Annotated in this window: 9 protein-coding genes and 1 tRNA gene; 6 read left to right on the top strand and 4 right to left on the bottom strand. The window is 64.2% G+C overall.

The genetic code is table 11. The features are described from left to right. Window positions 1–168 precede the first annotated feature (168 nt). Window positions 169–567: a hypothetical protein gene (locus Q9316_RS15030; protein ID WP_306032386.1), complete on the top strand. Its 399-nt coding sequence runs from the start codon at window positions 169–171 to the stop codon at window positions 565–567. A 98-nt stretch (window positions 568–665) separates the two neighbouring features. Here Q9316_RS15030 and Q9316_RS15025 read toward each other — a convergent pair. Both Q9316_RS15025 and cpdR1 read right to left on the bottom strand, forming a co-directional pair. Next, window positions 666–740, bottom strand: a tRNA-Val gene (locus Q9316_RS15025). A 94-nt stretch (window positions 741–834) separates the two neighbouring features. Beyond that, complete coding sequence (cpdR1, locus tag Q9316_RS15020) at window positions 835–1,197, bottom strand: response regulator CpdR1 (RefSeq protein WP_023512679.1); 363 nt, start codon at window positions 1,195–1,197, stop codon at window positions 835–837. Between the two features lie 191 nt (window positions 1,198–1,388). Between cpdR1 and Q9316_RS15015 the strand changes: the two genes are divergently transcribed. Then, entirely contained in the window at window positions 1,389–2,273 is an 885-nt protein-coding gene (locus Q9316_RS15015) for an N-formylglutamate amidohydrolase (RefSeq protein WP_306032385.1), read from the top strand. Between the two features lie 268 nt (window positions 2,274–2,541). Next, entirely contained in the window at window positions 2,542–3,315 is a 774-nt protein-coding gene (hisN, locus tag Q9316_RS15010) for a histidinol-phosphatase (protein WP_306032384.1), read from the top strand. Between the two features lie 25 nt (window positions 3,316–3,340). Here the strand turns inward: hisN and Q9316_RS15005 are convergent, their stop codons facing one another. Continuing rightward, window positions 3,341–4,303 carry an alpha/beta fold hydrolase gene (locus Q9316_RS15005; protein ID WP_306032383.1) on the bottom strand — a complete coding sequence of 321 codons (963 nt, stop codon included), beginning with the start codon at window positions 4,301–4,303 and terminating at the stop codon, window positions 3,341–3,343. Between the two features lie 445 nt (window positions 4,304–4,748). Here Q9316_RS15005 and Q9316_RS15000 point away from each other — a divergent pair, with 445 nt between their 5' ends. After that, window positions 4,749–5,210 carry an Hsp20 family protein gene (locus Q9316_RS15000; RefSeq protein ID WP_306032382.1) on the top strand — a complete coding sequence of 154 codons (462 nt, stop codon included), beginning with the start codon at window positions 4,749–4,751 and terminating at the stop codon, window positions 5,208–5,210. 55 nt (window positions 5,211–5,265) lie between these two features. Here the strand turns inward: Q9316_RS15000 and Q9316_RS14995 are convergent, their stop codons facing one another. After that, window positions 5,266–6,312 (bottom strand): threonine aldolase family protein, encoded by a 1,047-nt coding sequence (locus tag Q9316_RS14995; protein WP_306032381.1) that lies wholly within the window; start codon window positions 6,310–6,312, stop codon window positions 5,266–5,268. A gap of 521 nt (window positions 6,313–6,833) precedes the next feature. On the opposite strand from Q9316_RS14995, the gene gltB reads away from it, so the two are divergent. Together gltB and Q9316_RS14985 are read left to right on the top strand one after the other, a co-directional pair. Further along, window positions 6,834–11,555 (top strand): glutamate synthase large subunit, encoded by a 4,722-nt coding sequence (gltB, locus tag Q9316_RS14990; RefSeq protein WP_306032380.1) that lies wholly within the window; start codon window positions 6,834–6,836, stop codon window positions 11,553–11,555. A gap of 182 nt (window positions 11,556–11,737) precedes the next feature. Further along, window positions 11,738–13,195 carry a glutamate synthase subunit beta gene (locus Q9316_RS14985; protein ID WP_306032379.1) on the top strand — a complete coding sequence of 486 codons (1,458 nt, stop codon included), beginning with the start codon at window positions 11,738–11,740 and terminating at the stop codon, window positions 13,193–13,195. The last annotated feature ends 7 nt before the right edge of the window (window positions 13,196–13,202 follow it).

Genomic DNA, 13,202 nt, shown 5'->3' with positions numbered 1-13,202 from the left:
GGCGCTTTTTCACAGGGTTGGCGCCATTTCCCGGTATAATGAACGGCTTGTACCGGCTGTCATTTGAGCGCAAAACACTGCCTGCCGTCAACTGTTTCCTGCACGGCATATGTGTATTTCCGCCTTGCGCTTTGCTGCGCCGCAAAACACGCCGAAGGAAACCGCCGCATGCCCCGGAAAAACAGGGAAAATCCGCTGGAAGCCGAAGCGCTTGCGCTGGCGCAGAAAGGCATCGAGGCCGGTGCGCGCGGCCGGCATGCGGAGGCGGTGGAATATTGGGCGGCGGCTTTGGACTATGCGGATGCCCACCTGCCGGGCGCCGATATCGGCTACTGGATCAAGAGCGGCCTCGGCGCCGCCCTCCACGAGACCGGCGACGACGCGCGGAGCATCGCCGTGTCGCGGATGGCGCTCGACTGGTGCTCCGCCCGCGGCCAACCCCTGCCGGCGCTCACCATGGCAAAGAGCTTTCGCCGGCTGGGCGATGCCGAAAGCGCGCAAGCCTATCTCGACCACGCCCGCGGCCTTGTCGGCGATTCGATTCTCAGGGAGTGGGAGGCCGGTTGATTCGGCGTTTGCCGGCGCAGCGCAGCCTTCACGCATGCCCGTTTGCCGACCAAAAGCAAAAGGCCTTCCGGTTTCCCGAAAGGCCTTTGGAATTCGAATGGTGGGCGTGACAGGGATTGAACCTGTGACCCCTACGATGTCAACGTAGTGCTCTCCCGCTGAGCTACACGCCCATCCGATGCGGCGGATAGACCACAAAACATCTGGCTACGTCAATAGGCTTTTTCAGCTTTTTTTGCGTGCCGATTTTGCGGTCTTTTCCGGGCCTTAGGCGGCCAGCATCTTGTTGACCTCTTCCACGAGGTCGCGCAGGTGGAACGGCTTGGAAAGGACCTTGGCGTCCTTCGGGGCCTTGGAATCCGGGTTCAGCGCGACGGCGGCGAAACCGGTGATGAACATCACCTTCAGGTCCGGGTCGAGTTCGGTGGCGCGGCGCGCCAGCTCGATGCCGTCCATCTCGGGCATCACGATGTCGGTGAGAAGAAGCGAGAAGGGTTCTTCGCGAAGCCGGTCGTAGGCGCTGGCGCCGTTGTCATAGGACAGCACCTGGTAGCCCGCCTTTTCGAGCGCCTTCACCAGGAAGCGGCGCATATCGTTATCGTCTTCGGCGAGGAGAATCTTGGGTGTCATGGATTTCGGGAACCGTTGCTGAAGGTTGTCTGCCCGCAAGGGGGCGGTTCTGTTACAAGAGCGTATTCCGGTAAATATCCGGTGAATGGGGCAGGGCAAGCCCTTATCCCTCGTTTCTCAGTATGGACACGCGATAGGCCCGCTGGCAACATGAAGGGCGTAATGACTTCGAGGCATGGTAAAGGACGGCAATGGCGGAGGCTTTCAGCAAAAACAGCCACTTCGAAGTGCTGGAGCCGGTTTCGCAGAGCGTGCCCCTCGTCTTCAATTCGCCCCATAGCGGGAGGCGTTATCCACAGGGCTTCCTTGAACAGTCGCGTCTCGATGCGCTCGGCATCCGCCGTTCGGAAGACCATTATGTCGACGAGCTCTTCTCGGTAGCCCCGGCGCTCGGTGCGCCCATGCTGGTGGCGCATTTCCCGCGCGCCTGGCTCGACGTCAACCGCGAGCCCTATGAGCTCGACCCCCGCATGTTCGACGGCCCGCTGCCGTCCTATGCCAATATCAGCTCCATTCGCGTCGCCGGCGGGCTCGGCACGGTCCCGCGCGTCGTTGCGGAAAACATGGAGATCTACCGCCATCGCTTTCCGGTGGAGGAGGCGCTGGAGCGGGTCGAGAATGTCTACAAGCCTTATCATGCGTGCCTGCGCCGTCTCATCGTGCGCACCCATGTGGCTTTCGGCTTCGCGGTGCTGATCGACTGCCATTCCATGCCGGGCAATATCCGGGTGTCGGGAACGGGGATACGGCCGGATTTCATCATCGGCGACCGCTACGGCACCAGCGCCTCGGGCGAACTCTCGCGCGTGGCGATGCGGTTGCTCGAGGACATGGGCTTTTCCGTCGTGCGCAACAAGCCCTATGCCGGCGGCTTCATCACCGAGCATTACGGCCGGCCGGCCAAGGGCCTGCATGCCTTGCAGATCGAGGTGAACCGCGGGCTCTATGTCGATGAGACGACGCTGGCCAAGAGGCCGGATTTCGCGGTGCTGCAGACGGCGATTTCCGCCTTCCTGCAGGATTTTTCCGACCATGTGGAGGAATATGCCGCGGACCGGGCGCTTGCCGCCGAATAGGCCCTCTCCCTCTCAAAAAAAACCGCGCTTGCGGCGCGGTCAAGTCTAGGGAGGAAACACCCAAGGAGGGCATTTACAGCCACGAGTGACTGTAAGAAAAGAATAATGTTGCGCCGCACAAAAGTCAAGCGCAACTGCGAAGCAAATTTGCGGCCCGACACGTAATTTACCTGCGTCCGGCTCATGGCGGGTTCACCGTCATTCCGGTTCCGTTTTCTCCGCCGATGCAGTATGGAGGAGCGGTATCGAACTCCCGCCGAGAGATCCCATGCTGCCAGACCGCGCCTTTTTCGACCTTCTTGCCGATGCGGCGAAGAAGGAAACCCTGCCGCGCTTTCGCGCCGGCGCCGACGTGGTCAACAAGGAGGCGACCGGCTTCGATCCGGTGACGGAGGGGGATAGGGCGGCGGAAGCGGCGATCCGCGCGCTGATCGAGCAGCGTTTCCCCGATCACGGCATTCTTGGCGAGGAGCACGGCTCGGTCGGCCTCGACCGCGAATATGTCTGGGTCATCGACCCGATCGACGGCACGCGCGCCTTCATTTCGGGCGTGCCGGTCTGGGGCACACTGATCGGCCTCTACCGCAACGGAGAGGCTGTGATGGGCCTCGTCGACCAGCCCTTCACCGGCGAGCGCTATTTCGCGGACGGCAAGGTCTCGCACTATGCCGGGCCCGACGGCAGCAAGGTGCTCTCGACGCGGCCGTGCAACAGCCTCTCGGACGCGATCATGTTCACGACATCGCCGCATCTCTTCACCGAGAGCCGGAAGACGCGGTTCGAGGCGGTGCAGGACAAGGTCCGGCTTTTCCGCTACGGCGTCGATTGCTACGCCTATGCGCTGCTCGCCGCCGGCCATGTCGACCTCGTCGTCGAATGCGGCTTGAAGCCCTACGATGTCGGCGGCCTCATTCCGGTCATCGAGCAGGCGGGCGGCGTCATCACCACCTGGGACGGCGGCCCGGCGGAAATGGGCGGCGAGATCATCGCGGCCGGCAGCCGCAAGGTCTATGACGAGGCGATGGCGCTGCTCAGGGCATAAGCATGCAGAATGGCTGGAGATTGTCTCAGGCGCCGAGGCTGGTTTCCTCGGCGTCGCTGCCGGGTATGAAGGCATCGATCGCGGCGAGCGCCTGCGCGCGATAGCGGTCGGCTTCCTGGAACAGTTCATGGCGCGCGCCGTCGATCTCGATCAGGCGGGCGGCGCGGAAAATGCGCGCGAGGTCGCCGATCGCCTTGCGCGGCACGAGCACGTCCGCCGTTGGGCACAGCAGCAGGGTGGGAATGCGGATACGCGTCAGGTGGTCCTGATGCGTCACGCGCGCCATGGCGGCCAGCGTCTCGTTCAGCCAGCGCGCGGAGGGCCAGCTTATCGAAAGCTCCGGGTGCTCGGCGTAGATCGCGGCGTTGCGGGCAAAGCGGCGCGCATCGGAACTCACGACATTGCGGGCGAAGTCGAGCGAGGGGTCGCCCTTGCGGAACGTGCGCGTGCCGAGGCCGGTCAGCGAGGCGAGGCGGGCGATGATGGCGATCTTGCGCTGGCTCATCGACTGGCCGCCGAGCGCGACGAAGGGCGCGGCGAGCACCATGCGCTCGATACGGTTCTCCAATTCGGGGGCCTGCGACAGGGCGACGAGCGCGCCGGTCGAGTGGGCGACGACGAAGAAGGGCAGGCGGGCATCCGGCAGCACGATCTTTTCGAGGAAGAGCGAAAGGTCGGCCTCGTAGTCGGCAAAGCGCACGATATGGCCGGCGCGGTTGCCGGCAATCAGCCGGTCGGAGCCTGCCTGGCCGCGCCAGTCGAAGGTCGCGACCCACAGGCCGCGGGAGGTGAGATCATTGATCGTCTCGAAATATTTCTCGATGCATTCGCTGCGGCCCTGCAGCAGCACGACCGTGCCCTTCGCCTCGCGCTCGGCGGAGCGGAACACGGCATAGCGGATCTTCACGCCGCCGCGGCCTTCCAGGAAGCCGGCGAAATGGTTTTCCGGAACGGGATTGTCGGCGGTGGCGTGGAGAATGGAATCCATCGGCGGCATGGTCTCGGGCTTGCTACAGGGATGGATAGGCGCTCATCCCCGGCCCGTCAAAGAAAAAAGCCGGTTGCATGTGGCACGGGGGTGGCACACATGCAGCCGGCGCAATTTAACCGGGGAGGAAGGGACGTTGCACCCCGGTCGTCGAAAGGGTCGCTTTCGATGATGCTGTTCTAGCAAGGCCAAGCTGAACGCTTTCCGAAGCGGCCGTTCATTTGCCGTTCATCTCGAAAAATTCCGCGGGCAGGCTTTTTGTGCCGTCCGGCACCTCTTGAACGGGCCGAAAACCGTTCCCATCTCATCGTCACGGGCGCCGCAAGGGTCCGTCGAGGTTTCCGTCGCCACAAAAGGGGCGGAGGCCGGATGAACCGGGCCGCACCTTCGGAAATCGGGGGCGGCCTTCAGAAGGATCGCAACCGTTGCTCTAAAGGAGGACACCATGCGTCACGTCGATTTCTCCCCCCTCTACCGTTCCACCGTCGGCTTCGACCGTCTCTTCACCATGCTCGACAGCCTCGGCCAGCCCGACCAGGCCCAGAGCTACCCGCCATACAACATCGAGCGCACCGGCGAAAACACCTACCGCATCACCATGGCGGTTGCCGGTTTCGACGAAAGCGAACTGTCGATCGAAGCGCGCGAACATGCGCTGACGGTCAAGGGCGAGAAGAAGGACGATGCGGCTGACGAGAGCCAGTATCTCTATCGCGGCATCGCCAAGCGCGCCTTCGAGCGCCGCTTCCAGCTCGCCGACCATGTGGAAGTGCGCGCCGCTTCGCTGAAGAACGGCCTTCTCCACATCGATCTCCTGCGCGAGATCCCGGAAGCCGCCAAGCCGCGCCGCATCGAGATCGCGGCCGTCCAGCGCGAAGCCAAGCAGATCGAAGCGCAGAACAATTGATCTCGCTTCACTTGGCATGAAGAAGGCGGCGCCGCAGGGCGCCGCTTTTTTTGTCTCAAAGCGCCGAAAGGAAGCCGTCCACGTCTGCTTCGCTCGTCGCGAAGCTGGTGACGAGGCGGATGAGGGTTTCGTCCTCGCGCATGCTCGCTTTCAGCGCCGGGCCGGCCGGCCAGTCGTAGAAGGTGGCGCCCTTTTCTCGCAGGGCCTTGATCGCATCGTTGCGGATGATGGCGAAGAGCTCGTTCGAACCCGTCGGCCAGGCAAGGCGCGCCGTGCCGGAGGCCGTGAAGCCGGCGGCGAGGCGTTTTGCCATGGCGTTGGAATGGCGGGCGAGGTCGAGCCACAGGTCGTCCCGGAAATAGGCGTCGAACTGGGCGGCGATGAAGCGCGACTTGGAGAAGAGCTGGGCGGAGCGCTTGCGCAGGTAATGCATCTGCCGGGCCTTGCCGGGATCGAACAGCACGAGCGCCTCGGCGCACCAGCAGCCGTTCTTGGTGCCGCCGAAGGAGAGGATGTCGACGCCGCGCTTCCAGGTCATCTCCGCCGGCGTCGCGCCGAGATGGACGAGGGCGTTGGCGAAGCGCGCGCCGTCCATGTGCAGCGGCAGGCCTGTCTGCTTGGTCACGTCGGAAAGGGCGGAAATCTCGTCGAGCGAATAGGCCGTGCCGGCTTCCGTCGCCTGGGTGATGGTGACGGCCATCGGCTGGCCACCATGCACGAAATCCGGCGGGAAACGGCCGATGGTGGCGGCGAGGGCATCGGGTGCGATCTTGCCGGCGGGGCCGTCGATCGGCACGAGCTTGGAACCCGTCGCGAAAAATTCCGGCGCGTTGCACTCGTCGACATTCACATGGGCCTCGCGGTGGCAGAACACCTGTCCGCCCGGCCGGTTGAAGCTGGCGAGCGCCAGCGAATTGGCCGCCGTGCCCGTGCCGACGAAGAAGACGGCGACGTCACGCTCGAAGATTTCGGAAAAGGTCTTTTCCACACGCTTGTCGAGGTCACTGGTGCCATAGGCCGAGGCGAAGCCGTTGGCCGCCTCCACGAGGCTTCTTGCAATGGCGGGATGGGCGCCTGCCCAGTTGTCGGAAGCGAAAAACATGCGGTTTCCTGTGCGAATGAGGGTCCGAAAGGGACCATAGTGGAGAAATGAAGGCGATCAATTGCCGGATTCCGGCAAAAACCCGGCTTTTCGGCAAAATGAAAGGAACGGAAACAAAGGGCCGAAGGCTCGTAATTTAATTTCAAGGCGTCATCGGCGCGGGCAATTTTTCTTCATGATGTGGTGATTATTTGGCATGATGGCCTTGCAGGGTAGGGGTGTTTCTGGCATAGAGCCCATGAAATAGGACAGGTTTGCTGTCCTATTTCGGTCAAGAGACCGAAGAGGCGCCTTTCGCGACCGGCGAGAGGATGCCCGAACGGCGCCGGGCAGCGGGGAACTCTCCCCATGAATGCCCCAGCGCCTCGACGGTCCCGATGATCGCACCCGATCGGCCGTCGCTTTTATGGTCGCATCAGGTTCATGCTGCCGACGCCCGTCGGACGGTTTGCCGGAAGGCAAATGGCGGTTCCGGGGCAAGAACGAAATCCCGCGAAAGGCGGGCCACAGGAGGAAAGAAAATGGTGAAGACCCAAGCACATGATTTGCGGCAGACCCGGGCGCAGGCGACTGCGACGGGCGCCACAACGCGCGCCTCCACGCCGGGCCTGCCGAAAAAACAGGGACTCTATGATCCGCGAAACGAACACGATGCCTGCGGCGTCGGCTTCGTGGCGCATCTGAAAGGCAAGAAGTCGCACCAGATCGTCAAGGACGGGCTTTTCATGCTCGAGAACCTGACGCATCGCGGCGCTGTCGGTGCCGACCCGCTGATGGGTGACGGCGCGGGCATTCTCGTACAGATTCCGGACCGCTTCTTCCGCGAGGAGATGGCAAAGCAAGGCATCACGCTGCCGAAGGCAGGCGAATATGCCGTGGGCCACATCTTCATGCCGCAGGACGAAAAGCTGGTCGACTATTTCAAGAAGGTCATCGGGGATGTCGTCGCCGAAGAGGGGCAGGTCCTCATCGGCTTCCGCGACGTGCCGGTCGACAATGCCTCGCTTTCCAAGGCCCCCGAGATCGCCGCCACCGAGCCGCGCCACGTGCAGGTCTTCATCGGCGCGGGCCGCGAGGCCGCGACGAACGGCGAGTTCGAGCGTCGCCTGTTCACGCTGCGCAAGGTGATCTCCAACCGCATCTACGACGAATACGAGGGCGAGGAGAGCAACTTCTACCCGGTCTCGCTCTCCTCGACGACCATCGTCTACAAGGGCATGTTCCTCGCCTATCAGGTGGGCGCCTATTACAAGGACCTGGCCGACCCGCGCTTCGAGAGCGCCGTCGCCCTCGTGCACCAGCGCTTCTCCACCAACACCTTCCCGTCGTGGAAGCTGGCGCATCCCTACCGCATGGTCGCCCATAACGGCGAGATCAACACGCTGCGCGGCAACGTCAACTGGATGGCTGCCCGCCAGGCGTCCGTCTCCTCACCGCTCTTCGGCGAGGACATCACCAAGCTCTGGCCGATCTCCTACGAGGGCCAGTCGGACACCGCCTGTTTCGATAACGCACTCGAATTTCTGGTGCGCGGCGGCTATTCCATGGCGCATGCCGTCATGATGCTGATCCCCGAGGCCTGGGCCGGCAACCAGCTGATGAGCCAGGAGCGCAAGGCGTTCTACGAATACCATGCCGCGCTGATGGAGCCGTGGGACGGCCCGGCCGCCGTCGCCTTCACCGACGGACGGCAGATCGGCGCGACGCTCGACCGCAACGGCCTGCGCCCCGCCCGCTATCTCGTCACCGACGACGACCGCGTCATCCTCGCCTCCGAAGCCGGCACGCTGCCGGTCAAGGAAGAGAGCATCGTCAAGAAGTGGCGCCTCCAGCCGGGCAAGATGCTGCTCATCGATATGGAAGAGGGCCGCATCATCTCCGACGAGGAGGTGAAGTCCTCGCTCGCCGCCAAGCACCCCTACCGCGACTGGCTGGACAACACCCAGATCATCCTGGAAGACCTCGGCCCGGTCGAGCCGCGCGCGCTGCGCCGCGACGTCTCGCTGCGTGACCGCCAGCAGGCCTTCGGCTACACGCAGGAGGACACCCGCCTCCTGATGTCGCCGATGGCGACGACGGGGCAGGAGGCGATCGGCTCCATGGGCACGGACACGCCGATCTCGGCCATGTCCGACAAGACCAAGCTGCTCTACACCTATTTCAAGCAGAACTTCGCGCAGGTGACGAACCCGCCCATCGACCCGATCCGCGAGGAACTGGTCATGAGCCTCGTCTCCTTCATCGGCCCGCGGCCGAACATCCTCGACCATGGCGGCGCGGCCAAGGCCAAGCGCATGGAAGTGCGCCAGCCGATCCTCACCAATGGCGATCTGGAGAAGATCCGCTCCATCGGCCATGTCGAGGACCGCTTCGACACCAAGACGCTGGACTTCACCTATGACGTCTCGCGCGGGGCCGAGGGACTGCCGGAAATCCTCGACCGGCTGTGCGAGCGCGCCGAGCAGGCCGTCACGTCTGGCTACAACATCATCGTGCTCTCCGACCGGCAGATCGGGCCGGACCGCGTGGCGATCCCAGCGCTGCTGGCGACCGCCGCCGTGCACCATCACCTGATCCGCAAGGGTCTTCGCACCTCGGTCGGCCTCGTCGTCGAATCGGGCGAGCCGCGCGAAGTGCATCACTTCTGCCTGCTCGCCGGCTACGGCGCGGAAGCGATCAACCCATATCTCGCCTTCGACACGCTCACCGACATGCACAAGCGCGGCGAGTTCCCGAAGGAAGTGGATGCGGAGGAGATCGTCTATCGCTACATCAAGGCGATCGGCAAAGGCATTCTCAAGGTCATGTCCAAGATGGGCATCTCGACCTACCAGTCCTATTGCGGCGCGCAGATCTTCGACGCGATCGGCCTGTCTTCCGAGCTGGTGGAGCAGTATTTCTTCGGCACGGCGACGACCATCGAGGGCATCGGCCTCGACCAGATCGCGCAGGAAACCTTCAACCGCCACAAGGCCGCCTTCGGCCGCGACCCGCTGCTCGCCAACACGCTCGATATCGGCGGCGAATATGCCTATCGCATGCGCGGCGAGGAACATGCCTGGACGCCCGACGTCATCGCCTCGCTGCAGCATGCCGTTCGCGGCAATGCGGCCGACCGCTACAAGGAATTCGCCGAGCTGGTGAACGCCTCGTCGCTGCGCATGAACACGATCCGCGGCCTGTTCTCGATCAAGGGCGCGGAAGCGGCCGGCCGCAAGCCGATCTCCGTGGACGAGGTCGAGCCGGCGGTGGATATCGTCAAGCGGTTCTCGACGGGCGCCATGTCCTTCGGTTCGATCTCCCGCGAGGCACATACGACGCTCGCCGTCGCCATGAACCGGATCGGCGGCAAGTCGAATACCGGCGAGGGCGGCGAGGAGGCAGACCGCTACCTGCCGCGCCCGGACGGTTCCGCCAACCCCGAGCGCTCGGCGATCAAGCAGATCGCGTCGGGCCGCTTCGGCGTGACGACGGAATACCTCGTCAATGCGGATATGCTGCAGATCAAGGTCGCGCAGGGCGCCAAGCCCGGCGAGGGCGGCCAGTTGCCCGGTCACAAGGTCGATGCGACTGTCGCCAAGACCCGGCATTCGACGCCGGGCGTCGGCCTCATCTCGCCGCCGCCGCACCACGACATCTACTCGATCGAGGATCTGGCGCAGCTCATCTACGACCTGAAGAACGTCAATCCGGAGGCCGATATCTCGGTCAAGCTCGTCTCGGAAGTCGGCGTCGGCACGGTTGCCGCCGGCGTCGCCAAGGCGCGCGCGGACCATATCACCATCGCCGGCTTCGACGGCGGCACGGGCGCCTCGCCGCTCACCTCGCTGAAGCATGCCGGTTCCCCCTGGGAAATCGGTCTTGCCGAGACGCACCAGACGCTCGTGCTCAACAAGCTGCGCTCGCGTATCGCCCTGCAGGTCGACGGCGGGTTGAAGACCGGCCGTGACGTCGTCATCGGCGCGCTGCTGGGGGCCGACGAGTTCGGCTTTGCCACCGCGCCGCTGATCGCGGCCGGCTGCATCATGATGCGCAAGTGCCACCTCAACACCTGTCCGGTAGGGGTTGCGACGCAGGATCCGGTTCTGCGCAAGCGCTTCAAGGGCACGCCCGAGCATGTCATCAACTACTTCTTCTTCGTCGCCGAAGAAGTGCGCGAGATCCTGGCTTCGCTCGGCGTCCGTTCGCTGAACGAGATCATCGGCGCCTCCGAGCTGCTCGAGAAGGAGACGATGATTTCGCACTGGAAGGCCAACGGTCTCGACTTCTCGCGCATCTTCCACAAGGTCGATGCGCCGAAGGAAGCGACCTACTGGACCGAGCGGCAGGATCACCCGATTCACGACGTTCTCGACCGCAAGCTGATCGAACAGGCCAAGCCCGCGCTGGATTCGAAGACGCCCGTCGCCTTCGAGGTCGATATCAAGAACGTCGACCGTTCGGCCGGCGCGATGCTGTCGGGGGCGGTCGCCAAGAGGTACGGCTTCAAGGGCCTGAAGGACGACACGATCTCGGCGACGCTCAACGGCACGGCGGGCCAGTCCTTCGGCGCGTTCCTTGCCCGCGGCATCACCTTCGACCTCGTGGGTGCGGGCAACGACTATGTCGGCAAGGGGCTCTCGGGCGGCCGCATCGTCGTGCGTCCCCCGGCCGGCAACCGCGCGGTGCCGCATGAATCGATCATCGTCGGCAACACGGTGCTCTACGGCGCGATCTCGGGCGAGTGCTACTTCAACGGCGTTGCCGGCGAGCGTTTCGCTGTGCGCAATTCCGGTGCCGTCGCCGTCGTCGAGGGCGTGGGCGACCATGGCTGCGAATACATGACGGGCGGCGTCGTCGTCGTCATCGGCCAGACCGGCCGCAACTTCGCGGCCGGCATGTCGGGGGGCGTCGCCTATGTGCTGGACGAGGAGGGCGATTTCGCCCGCCGCTGCAACATGGCGATGGTCGAGCTGGAGCCGGTGCCGGAAGAAGACGACATGCTGGAGAAGCTGCACCACCATGGCGGCGATCTCATGCACAAGGGCATGGTCGACGTGTCCGACGACATGACGCGCCATGACGAGGAACGGCTCTACCAGCTCGTCTCGAACCACCTGCACTACACGGGTTCGCCGCGGGCCAAGGAGATTCTCGACAAATGGGCCGAGTATCGTCCGAAATTCCGCAAGGTGATGCCGGTCGAGTACCGGCGCGCGCTCGAAGAGATGGAGCGCATGAGGATGGGGATCGCTGCCGAGTGAGGCAGCGGTTCACCAACCTTCACCGGCTGGTTTCGCTGGGCGTGACAGTCGCGGTTCCCGTAATCGCGACACTCGTCAACGGAGAGATCAGGATCGAATTCATCGTACTGGGTTTGGTGGTTGGAGCCGCCTACTGGTACTGGGGGCCTGCGGGCGCCCCGCTTTGAGCAAGGATTACTGAAGTGGGCAAGGTAACTGGTTTCATGGAAATCGACCGGCAGGTGGCGAAGTATCAGCCGGCCTCCGACCGCATCCGCCATTTCCGCGAATTCACCATCCCGATGTCGGACCCGGAGGTCCAGAAGCAGGCCGCGCGCTGCATGGACTGCGGCATTCCCTATTGCCACGGTCCGACCGGTTGTCCGGTGCACAACCAGATCCCGGACTGGAACGACCTCGTCTACAACGGCAACTGGGATGAGGCGATCCGCAACCTGCACTCGACCAACAACTTCCCGGAATTCACCGGCCGCGTCTGCCCCGCGCCCTGCGAGGAGGCCTGCACGCTGAACCTCGAGGATATGCCGGTCTCCATCAAGACGGTGGAGCAGGCGATCGCCGACAAGGCCTATGAGATGGGCTATATCGTGCCGCAGCCGGCGACGGTGAAGACCGGCAAGAAGGTCGCCGTCATCGGCTCCGGCCCCGCCGGCATGGCGGCGGCCCAGCAGCTCGCCCGCGCCGGCCACGAGGTGCATCTCTACGAGCGCGAATCCAAGGCTGGTGGCCTGCTGCGCTACGGCATTCCGGACTTCAAGATGGAGAAGAACTTCATCGACCGCCGTGTCGACCAGATGCGCGGCGAGGGCGTGACCTTCCACTACGGCGTCAATGTCGGCGTCGACAAGAAGATGGACGAGATGTTCGCCGAGCATGACGCCGTGCTCTATTGCGGTGGCTCGGAAACCCCGCGCGATGCAGGCATTCCGGGCGTCGACTTTGCCGGCGTGCACGATGCCATGCCCTATCTCGTGCAGCAGAACCGCCGCGTCGGCCGCGAGAACATCGACAGCGTCGGCTGGCCGTCCGATCCGATCCTTGCCGGCGGCAAGCACATCGTCGTCGTCGGCGGCGGCGATACGGCCTCGGACTGCGTCGGCACGGCCTTCCGCCAGGGCGCGGTGAAGGTGACCCAGCTCGACATCCGCCCGCAGCCGCCGGAAAAGGAAGACAAGCTCGCCGTCTGGCCGTTCTGGGCAACGAAGATGCGCACCTCCTCCTCGCAGGCCGAAGGCGCCGTGCGCGAGTTCCAGGTCGGCACGCTCGAATTCGTCGGCGACGAGGACGGCGTGCTGACGGGCGTCAAGTGCTGCCAAGTGGACGACCGCCGCAAGCCGATCGCCGGCACGGAGTTCATCATCAAGGCAGACCTCGCCTTCATCGCCATCGGCTTCCGCGGCCCCTTCACCGGCAGCGTGCTGAAGGACCTCGGCGACAAGCTCGCCATCAACACCGACAAGCGCGGCTCCTCCAACGTCATCGCCAACGACCGCGATTACAAGACCTCGGTCGACAAGCTCTGGACGGCCGGCGACGTGCGCCGCGGCCAGTCGCTGGTCGTCTGGGCGATCCGCGAAGGCCGTCAGGCCGCCCGCGCGATCGACGAGGCGCTGATGGGGGCCACCACGCTGCCGCGGTGACATGCAC

It is taken from the genome of Shinella zoogloeoides, assembly GCF_030733845.1.
GTDB lineage: Bacteria > Pseudomonadota > Alphaproteobacteria > Rhizobiales > Rhizobiaceae > Shinella > Shinella zoogloeoides_C.
This window is presented reverse-complemented; position numbering and strand designations above follow the sequence as displayed.

Bases quoted from the DNA above. Each gene is read 5' to 3' on its own strand.
- Q9316_RS15030 (WP_306032386.1), top strand. From the start codon at position 169: ATGCCCCGGAAAAACAGGGAAAATCCGCTGGAAGCCGAAGCGCTTGCG.
- hisN (WP_306032384.1), top strand. From the start codon at position 2,542: ATGCTGCCAGACCGCGCCTTTTTCGACCTTCTTGCCGATGCGGCGAAG.
- Q9316_RS15000 (WP_306032382.1), top strand. From the start codon at position 4,749: ATGCGTCACGTCGATTTCTCCCCCCTCTACCGTTCCACCGTCGGCTTC.
- Q9316_RS15015 (WP_306032385.1), top strand. From the start codon at position 1,389: ATGGCGGAGGCTTTCAGCAAAAACAGCCACTTCGAAGTGCTGGAGCCG.
- gltB (WP_306032380.1), top strand. From the start codon at position 6,834: ATGGTGAAGACCCAAGCACATGATTTGCGGCAGACCCGGGCGCAGGCG.
- cpdR1 (WP_023512679.1), bottom strand. From the start codon at position 1,197: ATGACACCCAAGATTCTCCTCGCCGAAGACGATAACGATATGCGCCGC.
- Q9316_RS14995 (WP_306032381.1), bottom strand. From the start codon at position 6,312: ATGTTTTTCGCTTCCGACAACTGGGCAGGCGCCCATCCCGCCATTGCA.
- Q9316_RS15005 (WP_306032383.1), bottom strand. From the start codon at position 4,303: ATGGATTCCATTCTCCACGCCACCGCCGACAATCCCGTTCCGGAAAAC.